Annotated in this window: 14 protein-coding genes; 2 read left to right on the top strand and 12 right to left on the bottom strand. The window is 41.9% G+C overall.

The window, feature by feature from the left end; all coding sequences use genetic code 11:
• Window positions 1–105: 105 nt before the first annotated feature.
• The 5 genes from KA713_01725 to KA713_01705 all read right to left on the bottom strand — a co-directional run bounded on the left by KA713_01725 (window position 106) and on the right by KA713_01705 (window position 5,227).
• Entirely contained in the window at window positions 106–717 is a 612-nt protein-coding gene (locus KA713_01725) for a response regulator transcription factor (protein ID UXE67350.1), read from the bottom strand.
• The gene (locus tag KA713_01720; GenBank protein UXE67349.1) at window positions 714–2,444 is read right to left on the bottom strand and encodes a hypothetical protein; all 1,731 of its coding nucleotides are present in this window, start codon (window positions 2,442–2,444) and stop codon (window positions 714–716) included. The genes KA713_01725 and KA713_01720 overlap by 4 nt, the downstream gene beginning before the upstream one ends.
• Window positions 2,445–2,575: 131 nt before the next feature.
• Complete coding sequence (locus tag KA713_01715; GenBank protein ID UXE67348.1) at window positions 2,576–3,199, bottom strand: hypothetical protein; 624 nt, start codon at window positions 3,197–3,199, stop codon at window positions 2,576–2,578.
• 154 nt (window positions 3,200–3,353) lie between these two features.
• The gene (locus KA713_01710) at window positions 3,354–4,511 is read right to left on the bottom strand and encodes a sorbosone dehydrogenase family protein (GenBank protein ID UXE67347.1); all 1,158 of its coding nucleotides are present in this window, start codon (window positions 4,509–4,511) and stop codon (window positions 3,354–3,356) included.
• Window positions 4,512–4,675: 164 nt separating this feature from the next.
• Complete coding sequence (locus KA713_01705; protein UXE67346.1) at window positions 4,676–5,227, bottom strand: CPBP family intramembrane metalloprotease; 552 nt, start codon at window positions 5,225–5,227, stop codon at window positions 4,676–4,678.
• A 319-nt stretch (window positions 5,228–5,546) separates the two neighbouring features.
• Here KA713_01705 and KA713_01700 point away from each other — a divergent pair, with 319 nt between their 5' ends.
• On the top strand, window positions 5,547–7,469 hold the full coding sequence (locus KA713_01700; protein ID UXE67345.1) for an ABC-F family ATP-binding cassette domain-containing protein: 1,923 nt from the start codon (window positions 5,547–5,549) through the stop codon (window positions 7,467–7,469).
• Window positions 7,470–7,550: 81 nt separating this feature from the next.
• On the opposite strand, the gene KA713_01695 is transcribed toward KA713_01700, so the two are convergent.
• From KA713_01695 to KA713_01680, 4 genes are all read right to left on the bottom strand, one after another.
• Entirely contained in the window at window positions 7,551–8,141 is a 591-nt protein-coding gene (locus tag KA713_01695; GenBank protein UXE67344.1) for a hypothetical protein, read from the bottom strand.
• A gap of 3 nt (window positions 8,142–8,144) precedes the next feature.
• The gene (locus KA713_01690) at window positions 8,145–9,428 is read right to left on the bottom strand and encodes a hypothetical protein (protein UXE67343.1); all 1,284 of its coding nucleotides are present in this window, start codon (window positions 9,426–9,428) and stop codon (window positions 8,145–8,147) included.
• 272 nt (window positions 9,429–9,700) lie between these two features.
• Window positions 9,701–11,317 (bottom strand): outer membrane beta-barrel protein, encoded by a 1,617-nt coding sequence (locus KA713_01685; GenBank protein UXE67342.1) that lies wholly within the window; start codon window positions 11,315–11,317, stop codon window positions 9,701–9,703.
• Entirely contained in the window at window positions 11,289–11,849 is a 561-nt protein-coding gene (locus tag KA713_01680) for a sigma-70 family RNA polymerase sigma factor (protein ID UXE68996.1), read from the bottom strand. The genes KA713_01685 and KA713_01680 overlap by 29 nt, the downstream gene beginning before the upstream one ends.
• A gap of 156 nt (window positions 11,850–12,005) precedes the next feature.
• Here KA713_01680 and KA713_01675 point away from each other — a divergent pair, with 156 nt between their 5' ends.
• Entirely contained in the window at window positions 12,006–13,397 is a 1,392-nt protein-coding gene (locus KA713_01675; GenBank protein ID UXE67341.1) for a DUF5103 domain-containing protein, read from the top strand.
• A 24-nt stretch (window positions 13,398–13,421) separates the two neighbouring features.
• Here KA713_01675 and KA713_01670 read toward each other — a convergent pair whose 3' ends face one another.
• The 3 genes from KA713_01670 to cas6 form a co-directional block, all read right to left on the bottom strand.
• Entirely contained in the window at window positions 13,422–13,724 is a 303-nt protein-coding gene (locus KA713_01670) for a type II toxin-antitoxin system RelE/ParE family toxin (GenBank protein ID UXE67340.1), read from the bottom strand.
• A complete protein-coding gene (locus tag KA713_01665; GenBank protein UXE67339.1) occupies window positions 13,718–13,951 on the bottom strand; it encodes a hypothetical protein in 234 nt (77 codons plus the stop codon). Before KA713_01665 ends, KA713_01670 begins: the two co-directional genes overlap by 7 nt.
• A gap of 99 nt (window positions 13,952–14,050) precedes the next feature.
• Complete coding sequence (gene cas6, locus KA713_01660) at window positions 14,051–14,851, bottom strand: CRISPR-associated endoribonuclease Cas6 (GenBank protein UXE68995.1); 801 nt, start codon at window positions 14,849–14,851, stop codon at window positions 14,051–14,053.
• Window positions 14,852–14,939 lie beyond the last annotated feature (88 nt).

The following is a 14,939-nucleotide window of genomic DNA, read 5'->3' as shown; positions in this document are numbered from 1 at the left end:
TCAACTTAAATTTTTACTAACCGAAGTAAAAGTAGTGTGGTCGATAAGGTTCTGAAATACCCAACCATGGGTATTTTTCAATCATACAAAACCTAAAATGAATTTTTAAAAATCGTATTTGCTTTCTAAAGCGTAACGTAGTAGTTCACCTGTACCTTTCAGGTTGAGGATGCGAATCATGTTTTTGCGATGTGTCTCTACGGTGGTTTTGCCTATAAATAATTGATCGGCAATTTCTTGGTTGGTCTTACCCACAGCAATTAGTTTCAATATTTCAAGCTGACGCTTGGAGAGCAGCCCTTTTTGCATTTGAACGCCACTGGGTTGTGCAACGCCTGTACCAAAATAGCTGTTGCCAGCGTACACGGTTCGCACGGCCAACAGTAATTCGGCCAAACTAGAGTTTTTAAGAATATAACCCTTAGCACCAGCCTCCAGCATTTGGTGAACAGCCTCATCTTGGTCGAACATAGTAAAGGCAATTACCTTGATATCTGGTTGGTCTTTTAAGATACTTCGCGCGGCCGTGATGCCGTCCATCACAGGCATTCTAATATCAGTGACAACCACATCAGGTTTTTTATTTTTTACCAACTGGCAGAGCTGCTCTCCATTATTGGCAAATCCCACAAATTGAATGTCCTCTTCTTTTTCCAATAGAAGCTTCACTCCATCAATGAGCGCATTATGATCTTCCGCTATCACCAGCTTGATCATACAATTGGAATATCAATGATAATTGAGGTGCCTTTTTGCGGTATCGAATCGATGGTAACGCTGCCCCCCAAACTCTCCATTCTTTTTTGTATTGAATGCAGACCCATCGTCTCTTGAGGCTTGATTTGAGAGATGTCAAAACCAATTCCATTATCTTCAACCATCAAATTAATTGATTGGTCGTAGTGTGTTAAACTAATAACAATTTCTGTAGCGTGCGCATGTTTAATCACATTTGCAATCAATTCCTGAATCATTCTGAAAACGGTAATCTCTAACGAATTTTCCAATCGTTGATCCATTCCGTGTTCTTTCACTTCAATTTTCAGTTCATTGGAGATCGAAACCTTCGAGGCAAACTTCTTTACTGCGGGCAGTAAACCGTCCTTGGCATTAACGCCCACATTTCCCGCATGCGCAATGCCACGCACTTTTTGATACGCTTCCGAAAGAAGGTCTTCGGTTTTTTGCAACATACCCGTTTGAACAGCTTCGTTACCCTCTAAGTTAGCTTTGATGTGATGAAAGTGAAGCTTAATAGTGGCGAGAAGGCTTCCTAAGTTATCATGCAATTCACTGGCTATTCGCTGCCGCTCTTTCTCTTGCCCCTCAATCATTGCATCGATGCCTACTATCTCCTGATCCTTCAATACCTTCTCTAACTTCATGGCCTGAACCTCTTTTTCCTTTGCTTGAATTCTGTTCTTAGATCGCTGATTGGCATAGGCAAAGTAGCTGACCAAAAAAAGCAGCGCGACACCAACAAGCCCCGCTGTTAACCAAGTTCTATTTTGGCGTAATTGCAGATTGGCATTTTCTCTCTCTTGTGTTTTAAGTTCAACATTTAATCTGTTCATTTCCAGATTATTCCTTTTGTAGCCTAGGTAAAAATCCTGAACGAAAGCTTTTTTCAAGTAAAGAAATGCGCTATCATTTTTGCCAATAGCATGATTAAGAAATGAATTGTAGATATTGATGTAGTAGTTAGACCGAAGAGTATCTGATAAATTAATTTCTCTTCTTGCTTTTACTAAGTATTGCTCTGCATTCAAAAAGTTCTTTCTAGATGTTTCGATATTTACCAGTTTAATGAGAGAATTGAATTTCTTGTCTCTCAGAAATGGATAGTCGTTTGCTTGACTAATCACTTTTTTAAAATACTCAACAGATTTTTCATTCAATATGTCTCCGGATACTTCATAGGCAATTGCCTGTTCAAAAAAAACGTATGCCAATACTGGACTACTTGGATTAATTCTTTCTTTATACTCATTCAATGATTGAACTAATCGGAAGTACTCAGGTTCAGTTGTATTTAGCTTCGAATAGAAAATCAATTTATAAATGGTCAGCCAAATTTCATCATAGTAATCCGTTTTTAATCGTTCAAAGTGATCCAAGTGAGTCTTGTAGGAATCACTTATTTGCGCAATTTCCAAATTATAATACTTAAAAAATGCCAGCAAGGAAGCCTTTATCAATAAAATGTTTTCTGATCTGACAGCTAACTCATATGCCTTGTAAAAATGCCTATATGCATTTCCCTTAACCAAATCATAAAATAAACAAAAAAAGCCCTTATTTAAAGCACGGAGGCATTGCAACTCCGAATCACTGGAAGAATCCAAAACTGTTAACTTAAAATACGAAATTTCCCTTTGTCCTTCGAAAAAAAGAAGGTCTGCCAATTGAAGCATTTCAAATCGCATAAGACTATCTTTCTCCATGATCGCGTTTGACCGAGCATCAGCAAACTCCAATTGAGAAAGTTTGAGAAAAAAAAGATTTCGATTCTTCTGGGAATTAACATTGGCTGACCATAGTAACAGGCAAACCAAAGTAACAACCCTTTTTTTCATTAATAAATCAGATTCAGATCACTTTGAATGCAACGCTTGCCCACGAATCCCGCTTCAATATCCTCCCCTATCATTCCTGGCTTGGGATTTCTAATATAAAAATCTATCCCGTCTCTTTCATGAAATTCGGAGTCAAATAGAGGAGTGTTAGGTGGTTGGAATGGCCATTTACCGTTATGGTCGACCTGGTCACCTTTAGATAGGTATGTGTTAAAATCCGCTAAAGGAAAAAGCGTTCTATTGCATATCAATCGGACAGTTCCTCCCTTTGGTACTACTAATTTCACTTCAAAATCATACTCCTCTTCAATGTTACTATTCGCTCCTTGAACACCAAAATCAAAAACATTTAAACCCTCACCATTAGATTTAAAGTCAAAACATCCTGAAAAACCAATATTAATCATTCCCTTATAATTAAGTAACTTCAGATAAATTTTTGATACCTCATAAGTGACTTTGTTCTCGACTGTAACTTCATTTCCTATGAATTTACCATAGACAGCAAAAATAGTCCCGTAAAGTTGCGAGCCATAAATCAAGTGGAAGACATCTTTTTCCCCATTTACTGTGTTACGTAAATCAACACAGGTTACCAAATCTAATTTGTGGAAGTCAATCATAATAGTCTTTGTTTAAAGGTTTAACTCAAAAATAGCATGAGATCTCAAAAAAAAGTATACCCGCAAATGGGTATATTTTTAAGCTTTAGCTAAATTTCTTTGGCTTTCAGCTTTTCTCCACCGCCAAGTTGGTATCTCAAACAAGCAAGCCAGCTCATACCTTATACACAATCCTATAAATCACCCCCGCTTGGTCATCGCTCACCAACATCGAGCCATCGGGCATGAGCAATACATCTACGGGGCGGCCCCACACTTTTTGAGTGGCATCGTCCATCCAGCCGCTAGCGAAAGTAGTGTAGCTGGTGGCTTTGCCTGCTTCGTTTACTTTTACCAAGCTCAACTTGTAGCCGCTTTTCTTGGAACGATTCCATGAGCCATGCTCCGCCAAGATGATTTGATTTTTGTATTCGGATGGGAACATGCTGCCCGTATAAAATTTCAATCCAAGCGGTGCCACGTGCGCACCTAAGTTTTGTGCGGGCTGAATAAATTCACTGCAAGGTTTTTTGTCGCCAAACTCAGGGTCTTTGATGGTGCCACCGTGGCAATAGGGATACCCAAAATGTTGACCTGCTTTAGTAGCGGTATTCAATTCGCAAGGCGGAACATCATCGCCCAACATATCACGACCATTATCGGTGAACCAAATATTTTTGGTAGTGGGGTGCCATGTAAAACCAACTGTGTTGCGTACACCATTGGCAAACACCTCTAAACCTGTGCCATCGGCATTCATGCGGGTAATGGAAGCATATATCGGGTCTTTCGATTCGCAGATGTTGCAAGGTGCGCCTACGGGCACATACAGTTTTCCATCAGGGCCGAAGGCAATGTATTTCCAGCCGTGGTGCTTTTCGATCGGAAATTTATCGTAAATCACCTGTGAAGTGGGTTTATCTAATTTTGATTCGATGCCTGCAAACTTATGCACCTTGTTCACTTCAGCTACATATAAATCACCGTCTTTGAAGGCTACACCATTGGGCATATTCAAACCTGTTGCCAACACCCATTTTTTATCGGCAACCTTATCGCCATCCGTATCTTTCACCGCATACACTTTGTCTTCGCTGCGATTGCCAACAAACAAAGTGCCCGAGAGTGACAACGCCATGGAGCGTGCATCCTCTACTTCGGCATACACTGAAATAGAAAATCCTTTCGGAAGCTTGATCAAGTCCAGTGGAAGTTTGGCACTCTCCTCGGTGATGGCGGGCAACTCCTTACCTATATTTTCTTTCGTAGAGGTGTTGTTGCAACAAAGGGCAACGGTTAACAAGGCAATGAAGTAAGTAGACTTTATTTCCATGCTTTAATTTATTAAGGTTGACAAGTTACGGATGGATTCAACAAAAGAAAATCAATTTTTAGATGAATGGTATTTAAAATCTAACCGCTGAGGGCGCGAAGATCCGCAAAGGCTTATTCGGTACTACTCTGCGCTTCTCTGCGTCCTTTGCGGTTAAGTAAATTCTAGAAATACCCTCTATGCCACAGGCTCAACACATCCATGCTGATGGCCACGGCCATGTGCAAAAATGCGCCCATCCAAACAGAACCCGTTTTGTAGCTCATCATACCTAAGAACAACCCCGCACCGATCGAGCCTACACATTCTGGCAAGGGTTTTCCAAAATGAATCATGCAATACGGAATGGTCATTACAAATACGGAATATATACCGAGCTTGTCTTTCAAACCGTGGATCATAAAGCCACGAAAGAAAAATTCTAAGCCAAAAAATTGCAACAGGTACAAACACTCCCAGCTAAAAAAATAGGGAAACATATCGGCTCGATCAACCGGAAAATAAAAGGGATAAGTAGCGCGAAAGGCGGGAGAAAAAGAAACCATGACCACCACAGGCAAAATCACAGCAAGCGCAGACAAGTACACTGCAGAATAGCCAAACATTTCTTTCTGCTTCAAGCCAAAATTTCGCAACGATTGCTTAAAAACTTTTTTGATAATGAGCATCGGCACGATCAAATAAAAAAATAAGGTAACGATCGCCCAATAGGCCATCTGCCAAAAGGAAGAATGAACTTCCCGAAACAATTTCTGAAAAATAAGATCGTATAACGAGGAAGGCCTGCCATTTGAAAAATACCATTCAAGCTTTTCACATACTCAGCGTTGCCAAAAAAGCGAATGCCAACGAGGCAAAACACACTGCCAACAGCCACCCAAGCGGTAGGCCGATCAATGGATTTTACTTCTGTAAGCGAAAAGGGAAACTTCACCGTAAAAATTTGTTGGTATATTTTACAAAACTATCGAAATGTATTCATTCCTGACAGAATACATGAATACCCTTTTGTACCTTTGCGCCCTCAAATAGACCATGATTTCAATTTCCAACATCTCTTATTTCATTGGCGGACGCGCACTTTACCAAAATGCCTCTATGTTCATCAAACCTAACGACAAAATTGGGTTGATTGGCTTGAACGGGCGCGGCAAATCGACTTTGCTCAAAATCATCAACGGTGATTTAACGATCGATAGCGGCTCCATCAGCAAAGCAAAAGATTGTACACTAGGCTTTTTGAACCAGGACCTGCTCTCCTACCAAAGCGATGATGCTATTTTAACGGTGGCAATGGGTGCATTTAAAGATGCAGTAGATACGCAACGGCAATTAGAAAACACACTTCATAAATTAGAAACAGAATATTCCGATGAGCTAGTAGAGAAACTCACCAAACTGCAAGAAAAATTTGAGCAGTTGGATGGCTACACCATGCAATCGAAAGCCGAAGAAGTGTTGGAAGGGATTGGATTCAGTACACAAGACTTGCACCGGCCGCTAAAAGAATTTTCGGGCGGGTGGCGCATGCGGGTGATGCTGGCTAAGTTGCTGCTAGAAAAACCTTCGTGCCTGATGCTCGATGAGCCTACCAACCACTTGGACCTTCCCTCCATTGAGTGGGTAGAAGATTATTTGCGCAATTATGAAGGCGCGGTGATTGTGGTTTCGCACGATCGAACTTTTTTGGACAACGTGATCAGCAAAACGGTAGACGTTACCCAAGAGCAACTGGTAACCTACGAAGGCAACTACTCTTTTTATTTGCAAGAGAAACAAATGCGCGAAGAAATTCAGCAAGGGGCATACGAAAATCAGCAAGCAAAAATCAGACAAACCGAGCGATTCATTGAACGCTTTCGCGCGAAGGCAACCAAATCCAAACAAGTACAATCGCGAGTAAAGGCACTGAACCGCATGGACATGATTGAAGAAGTGGTGAGCGATGTAGCCGAAGTAAACTTCCGCTTTACCTTTAAGCAACCTTCGGGCAGGCATGTTGTAACCCTGAAAGACATTTCGAAAGCATACGGCCCGCTGGACATCTTAACCAAAACAAATGCAACCATTGAGCGGGGCGATAAGATTGCATTGATTGGAGCGAACGGAAAAGGTAAGTCTACCCTGCTGCGAATCATTGCCAACACCGAGTCTGTAGGTGGCGAGCGAACCATTGGCTACAATGTGATTTACGGATTTTATGCCCAGCATCAATTGGAGTCGCTACGCGTTGACAATGAAATCTTAGAGGAATTAAAACAAGCCGGCAGTGCCAAAACGGAACAAGAGTTGCGCGGGGTGTTGGGTTGCTTTCTGTTTTCAGATGATGATGTTTACAAAAAAATAAAAGTGCTTTCAGGTGGAGAGAAATCGCGCGTGGCATTGGCGAAGACATTGATTTCGGAAGCAAATTTTTTGTTGTTGGATGAACCAACCAACCACTTGGATTTTATTTCGGAGAACATTCTCATTCAAGCGTTGCAGCAATACCAAGGCAGTTTTGTAGTGGTCTCTCACAATCGTCACTTTGTGAGCCAAGTGGCCAATAAGATTTGGTACATCGAAGACCATCAGATAAAGGAATACCCGGGCACCTACGAAGAGTATGAATATTGGCGCAAGAAAAATTTGGAAGATGCCAAGCCGGTAGAGAAAAAACAATCAAAACCAGATACACGAAAGGAACAGAAAAAGGAGACCACGCAAAATTCTTCGCCCAACAATCAAAAAAAGATTGCTGACCTACATAAAGAATTAAAAAAAGTAGAAGACACTATTCAAAAGATTCAAAATGAAAAAGAAGCCATTGAAGTGGAAATGGCCAAGCCAGAGGTGTATGGAGATTTTGAAAAGTTGACGGTGGTACAGCAGCAATTCGAAAAAGTAGATGGGCAGCTAGAAGAGGAGAACAAAAGATGGGAGTCGATTGCGTTGGAGATAGAGGAACTCGGGGGGTAGTGATTTGGTAAGTGGTAATAATCAGTATCGGCCTAATGCCTAATGCCTAATACCCAAGCCCCAATACCCAATACCCAATCCCTACCTCCACCCAAAACCAATCTGAATCACCAATCGGTTAAATTCATTTTTGATATTCGTATCGTAGTACTGCATTCCTTGGAAAGACTGATACTCATAACGCGTGGAATAACTAGCAGGTTGTGTTTTGTACCCAACCGAAAAATTTAGATTCCATTTTTCTAATCCAACCTGATACGTAATAGCAGGATGAACCATTAAGCCACCCACTTGTTTAAAGTTGGGAAATGTATATTCTTGTCGATCGAACCAAGCCCATGCATGGCCCACATTTAATTGAAGGAGGAGGCCATTTTTAGTTCCAGCAATTTTTTCAGACAGATGTAGAAACAACGGCATCGTTTTCCATTGTTGATAGCTATCCGCACCCACTCCTATTCCTACCGAAAAACGCTTGGTAAACTGTACGCCATTAATCAGATAAGCAGATGCCGTTAGTTGATTGCCTGTGATGCAATTGGTGCACCCTGCTTGAATACCGCTCAGTACTGTACCAAAATAATGCTTTTTAAACTTCGCAGAATCCATTTTTGACTGAGCGAAAAGAAGATTTGAAATGAATCCAGCTATCAAGAAAAAAATTAACCGCATCGTTTACTGATTTGAAATCATGACCTTACTCAACAACTTAATATCTTTTGGGTTGGAATAATCAAATTGATAGATCCCATCTTTGCCCGTCATAATGGCAACGTTGTTGTAGGGAATAACATCGTAGGTATTGATGTTTTTATAGTGCGCCAATTGATTATCCGAAATTTTTAAATGGTCAGTGGCGTCATAAATCTTTAATCCATCATCGCCATCGCATATAAAAAGATTTTTATTGTCGATGCCAAGGCCGTGTGGGTTCGTCATCGGATAGATTTTTAACAACACCGGATTGGTTAAATCTTTGATATCGATCACTTCCAATTGATTGGTAAATCCTTGGCAGGTTGTGCCCGAACGCAGCGTTACATACGCAAGGTCGCCTTCTACTACCACTGGGTCGCAGCTACGCACGTGCGCATAGCGACTGATTTGAGTTGGTTTTTCGGGATCATCCAATCCGAAAATATACATACCACTTTGTGCGCCAAAAAACAATTTTCCCTCATGCGGAAAAATGGTTTCAATGTCCCACGCGATCATGTTTTTGCTTTTCGCGATGGGGTTTTCCAATGTCTTAATACTTACCGAATGCACATTGCCGGCATCGAGCATGTATAGATAATCGCCTTCGATGGTGAAGCGAGCCATTGAGCCGCCAATTCCAGTAGTAGCAGGATTACCCGGAACGGATGCTGTTTTCATACTTGAAACCTGACTAAATGCCACCACATCACTCCGCATCCAAAAACCTCCCCATGGTTGAATTTGATTTCTTGAGGTTGTGACTGTCACGTTCTCCTTTTCCTTCCAGCTAGTGATAATTCCCTTTACAGGATCTATTCCTGAACCCATCCTGTTGTATACTGAAAAAATCCCTTCCAATCGTTTTACAATTTTGATATCTGACTTGTCCGAAATATCAATGGCCAGCAAATCAATATAACTGTCGGCATAGAGAATATTACCTTTCACTGCCAAATCGTAATTACCAGGAATGTTTAGGAAATTTTTAGTGACGGGTGCCTTCGGATTACTATTATCAATAACGTGGATGCCCTTGCCCACCTCATTCACAAAAAGCCAATTGTCTTTGATATAAATTTTGCCTGCTTCTTTGATCTCTTGCGGAGCCACCACTCCTACCGAAGCTCGTATCTCAGCCGCGGTGGTATAGATCGGCTCAAAGTATGAATACTTTTGCTCAACCTCATACTTGTCTTCGCAAGCAAAAGGAATTAGGAGCAATAGTAATAATACAACGGGGAGAGCGGTTTTCTTTTTCATGGCAGAAGGTATTTATTCATGTTTGACACGTTAACCCTGAGATAGGTTGGAGAGACCAACTAAATTACGCTATGCTTTGTACAAAAACTTCTTTCCCCAAAACAAACTCGTCATCGGAATCAGTAACCAAAACAAAACAGTGATTGTAGTCAGGAAAAGGACATCGGTAATCCACACAATAGTATTTTTCATAGTTTCAACATTAACAGTAAATTATTCATCACCTATCTATAACATTGTTACACGTTCACCAAGACGTGCAACCCAGTCTCCTAAAAAATATATCTGAACCTAAACCCTACATCCCAAATCAACGGAGTGATAGTACCGCCCACGGTAGGTTTTAAAATAGAATTGAAAGAATAGCGCATACCTGGAATAACCGAAATCCGATAATGATTGGAAATTCTGTAGCTTAACTCGGTTCCTACCAACCCCGTCCAATTAAAAGTTCTGTAGGTTGAGTTTTCTCCGGCAGTTTGGGTATTGGTTGACAATCGGCTGGTTGGGTCTACCAACGAATTGCGAACAAAAATATCGCTGGCAACACCTGCATTCAGTTGTACACCTATTTTCTTGTTCACAATTAAATAACCTGCCTGCAATGGCACGGTGATAAATTCGTTGATGCTGTTTAGCTCGTATGAATTGATGGGTGCTGCTGTCGTACCATTTGAATTGGAAAGTTTGCTAGCATCTGCCGAAAATGCTTGCGCTTGGCTAGCATTAAACACCGCTTGGTTCGATGGATAGTTGATCGACTGGCTCAAAAACCCTACTCCGGAAATAAGCACCCAGCGTGGGGTAATTCGCTTTCCAAAATTTACACCATACGAATAGGCAGTGCCCAGCGATGCCGTGTTATTCTGTGACGCACTTGGTGAAAATGTACCTGCGGGCGCATTGCGCAGTAAACTGCTGGAGCTAGCTGCCCCCCCATTCGGATCATAACTTCCGGCCGAACCACTGACAGCTGCCCACCAATTTTCTTCTACTACTTTTTTAACAACCTTTTTCTCTTCATCCGATTTTAGTTCTTCAACCTTAGCAATTTTAATTGGACTCTCAATAAATGCTACCGTATCGGTTTCTTTCAAAATATTTTCGGTAGGGATTATCGCTGTCACCCCTGTTTGACTGGACCCAGTCAACTCATTCATTGATTTTACTTCTGCTGATTTTGCTTCTTCTTTTAATGGTTCTTCTACTATAGCAAGTGAGGCTTCCGTTGTTTGTTCTGTCAAAAACTTTTCATCGCCCAGTTTTTTCTCCCCATCAGTCTTAGACATTCCCTTCCCATTTTCAACCGCTTCACCCTTGCCTACCATTCTCTGTCCATTCTGACGATGAATGTCAATAACTTGAACCAAAGCATCAGGATCGCCTACTTTTCCCACCTTATTTTTATCAACTGCTAATTGTGCTTTGTCAATTTTTTCAACACTGCCTACTGCCAATTTATCCTCCTTAGCTGCAGCGATGGAGGACTGCCTACCCTGACGATAAATGTCAGCGTCCTCACCCAAAGCGTCACGACTGCCAACCTCTCCTTGCTCCTTGACTATTGTCAACTTCCCGTTGTCAACCTCCTCACCCTTGCCTGCTTCAAATTTATCCTCCGAAGCTTGAGCGAACGAGGACTGCCGACTTCCATCTTTATCCTCAAAACTATTTCGATACACAAAAACCCCACCCACACCCAGCGCAAACACCACCGAAGCAGCAGCCAACCACTTATAAAACACTATGCGCTTTTTCATCTCTCCGCTTTCGGCACGCACCAATTGCGAATCAATGTTATTCCATACCGAGTCACTCACGTTCCCTTCGGCATCGGCAAAAGCCTTCTTCCACGCTTCCTCAAATTTTCGATTTTCCGAACTCTTCATATTTCTGTTGTTGCGCCTCCAGCTTTGTCCGAAGCAAACTCTTGGCCCTGTTGTACTGCGATTTCGAAGTGCCTTCGCTGATGTTCATCATCTTGGCAATCTCATTGTGTCCATATCCCTCAATGGCGAATAAGTTGAAAACCACTCGGCATCCATCGGGCAGCGATTGAATGATGGCTACCAATTCTTCCAAACGAAACTGCGCCAGAATGACCTCTTCTCGCTCGGGCAAACTCACTTCCGTCAAGTCCACCATCGGCAGCATGTATAATTTTTGTCGCTGCGAGTTGAGTGCCGTATTGATCATAATCCGCGTTATCCACGTGCCCAGTGCCGACTCACCCCGAAATGATTTGATCGCCCCAAATACCTTCACAAAACCTTCTTGCAAAATGTCTTCCGCCTCAGCTGTTGTTTTCGCATAACGTTGGCAAATCACCATCATTTTTCGGCAATAGCGTTCATACAAAGCCTTTTGTGCGGCCCTGTCGCCTTTGGCGCAGCCTTCCAGAAGCTCCTTTTCGTTGAGCATGAACCCTATCTGCTTGTTAGACACGCGCTTTTTTCAAATGGTTGTACAGCCAAGTTAAGATTTTAGAATTTAGTTTAATCCTAACGTTACCGTCAGGGTTTTTCTCAACCATTGCTAAAGTTACCATTAACAAGCAAAAACCTTTAGCTTTGAATTATGTTTAGATTTTTCATGCGGCTCCTTCGCCCTCATGCACAAGTCATTACTGCTCAGGCCGGGCTATCCGCTACAATCTTTTGCAGCCTCCCACCGTGCCCCTGTGCAAAAGGATTTTCGCTACTATCCCTAGCCGAACGCTCGCACACAACTATTATTACATTCTTAGTTTTGTGTTCCCTCACCACCTACTCGCAAAAAACGCTCTCCTACACGGACAAAACCTACGAGTGGCAAATAAAAACCGTACAACTTTATCCCAACATCGGCAACCCGCGCGATTACCTACAGCCATCCATTGTTCCACTCGAGCACCAAATTCTACAGCTAGAGTTTGACGACATTCAAGACAATCGAAACAGCTATTATGTAAAACTCATCCACTGCAATTTTGATTGGACCAAGTCAACCCTAGCCGACCTCGACTTTCTGGAAAACTACAATGAAAACCCAATAACAGACTACATCTTTAGCATCAATACCCACGCACGCTACATTCATTACCGGTACCAAGTGCCGCCCGTAAAGTGGCCAGGCAATTATTTATTAATTGTCTACCGTGATGGCGAGGTGTCTGATTTAATTCTTTCCAAACGCTTTATGGTATATGCCAATCAAGTGGTTATAATCAAAGACACGCAATTTGCGGGCAGTGGCACTTTGCAACGGGGCAAGCAACAATTTAATTTTGATGTAGAATATGGCAGCATGGAAATCATCAATCCCATGGACAATGTGCACGTGGTGATGCGGCAAAACTACAGGTGGGACAATGCCAAATTCAACCCAACCCCTAACAATGTTAATGAAGCTGTACATCGTTTGGAGTATCGCTTTTTTGATACTGCTCAACAATTTGACGGTGGCAATGAATTTCGCTGGGCAGATTTTCGCTCGTTGCAAGCACCCGGTGCCAATACTAGCAAAATCAACAAGCTCGTAAAACCATATGAGTTGTACTTGGCTACCGATGCTCCGCGCACCGACCAATTTTATGCACAATACCCTGACCTAAATGGAAACTACTTAATCGAAAACCTGGATGTTGGCGATGCACCGTTGACGGGCAATTACCTGTATGTAAACTTTTTGTTGAAAATACCGGAAGCAACAGAACCCGTTTATGTGGTAGGTGCTTTTAATAATTATCAACGCACCGATGAAAATAAGATGCACTACAACTCGGCTGGTTTTTACGAATCGCGCCAGTTCATCAAGCAAGGTTTGTATAATTATCAATACCTAACCGATTCCAAAAAAGAAAATACCTCGCTAGAAGGCAATCACTTTGAAACAGAAAATTTCTACGAAGTTTTTGTCTACTCTCGCCCCTTCCGACCGAATGCAGATTTGTTGGTTGGGTATTACTTTTTGCAGATGAATCAGCGTTAGCTTTAGTAGAAATTGCCCAGCTATTCAATACTTCTCTGGCTTTTGCCTAACATGCCTAATTCTCAGAATGATTACTTCAAATTTTGAAACATGATACGATATTCTGTAGAGATGCTTTTCATACGCTCTAAAGTTTCCATCGGTGAGCTGTTTAAACTTATCAGGTGGATGAATCGCAGGATAGGTTGATAGCACTTTTACGGACGCCAAAATTTCCTGTTTAACCTTTAAAGCATTAGTCAATGAATCAGCACGAATATATTTATACAGTTCAAATAAAGAGAGGCGGGCATTTTCGTCCCAAAAGATTTTTCTTTTTCTCACCATTGAGAAGATTCTTTTTCCAAATCTTCGTGGCGAATAAATTTACCAGACTCTACCCTAGCTTTGGCGGCATCCAATTCGCGATTGTACTCTTCAATGGTTTCACCCAAGTACTCGTTATCCTGTATTTGAGATTGCTCTATCAATTCATGAATTGCTTTAAGCAACATCTCATCGTTTATTTGTTCCAACTTCTTAATCAAAGAAGAACGCTCAGCCACAATATCCATAAGTGATAAAGGTTTGAAGATATGATAAACCAAAGTTAATTAAATAAAATAACAGTTTCTGATTGGTCATTTACCAATGCCTAATCCCCGCTGCCCCATTTACGCATACGTCAACTCCGCATCCGTCTCGCGCTTGTGTGCACTGGCACCGGCCACGTCTAGCATGCCAAAGCCTTTGTGGGCATAGTGGCCAAAACCATTTTCGTAAATGAATTGCTGCACGGGTTGTGGCGCATACAAGGTGAAGGGAAATGTATAACCGCGCACTTCAAATTTGATGTCGGAATCGTAAAGCGGATAAATGCGCGCAAATTTTTTATGCGCAGCTTGAACACGCTCGATGTATTCTTTGTCGGGCACCAATTGAAACTTGTAGAAATCTGCCAATTGTTGAGCGGAGAATTTTCCCGACTTCTCCATCCGCTCGAGCGTATTATCGTACAACAAATCCGAGAACTCATCTACATCGGGCGAAATAAAACGTTTGCTGGCTTCATCATTGAAAGAAGATGGCAACAACACGATCGGGGAAATGCACAGAAATTTTACCGTCTCTCCTACTGCCACCGGTTCTTCCGCTTCGGTTGTTTCCGGCACCAATTGCAAATTGCCAATGAGCAATTCTTTTTGCTCAAACAAAATTGAAACCAAGTAATCTAAAAACGCTTGATCGGAAGCCGACAACACAAGCGTGACGCGTGAAGAATAAAAATGCAACCCCTTGCGACTGATTTTAATCTGTCCTTTGAGCCCAGAAAAGTTGAATTGTGTGTACGACAGAAACTCGGCTCGCTTTCCGGTAAGAATCAAGCCTTTGATGGTTTGCGCCAACAGAAATTGGTGGTGAAACGGTACGTATGCCCCACGGTTTTTCAGCGAAAAAACAATCCTGATTCTCAAGGTGATTACTACGTTTAGCTTAAAAAAAGAACCGCTTGTTAAAAAATCATTGAAGAGCGGAGAGCTAAAGTACTTAAAATGAGGCGAA

Origin of the sequence: Chryseotalea sp. WA131a (assembly GCA_025370075.1) — a bacterium.
GTDB lineage: Bacteria > Bacteroidota > Bacteroidia > Cytophagales > Cyclobacteriaceae > ELB16-189.
This window is presented reverse-complemented; position numbering and strand designations above follow the sequence as displayed.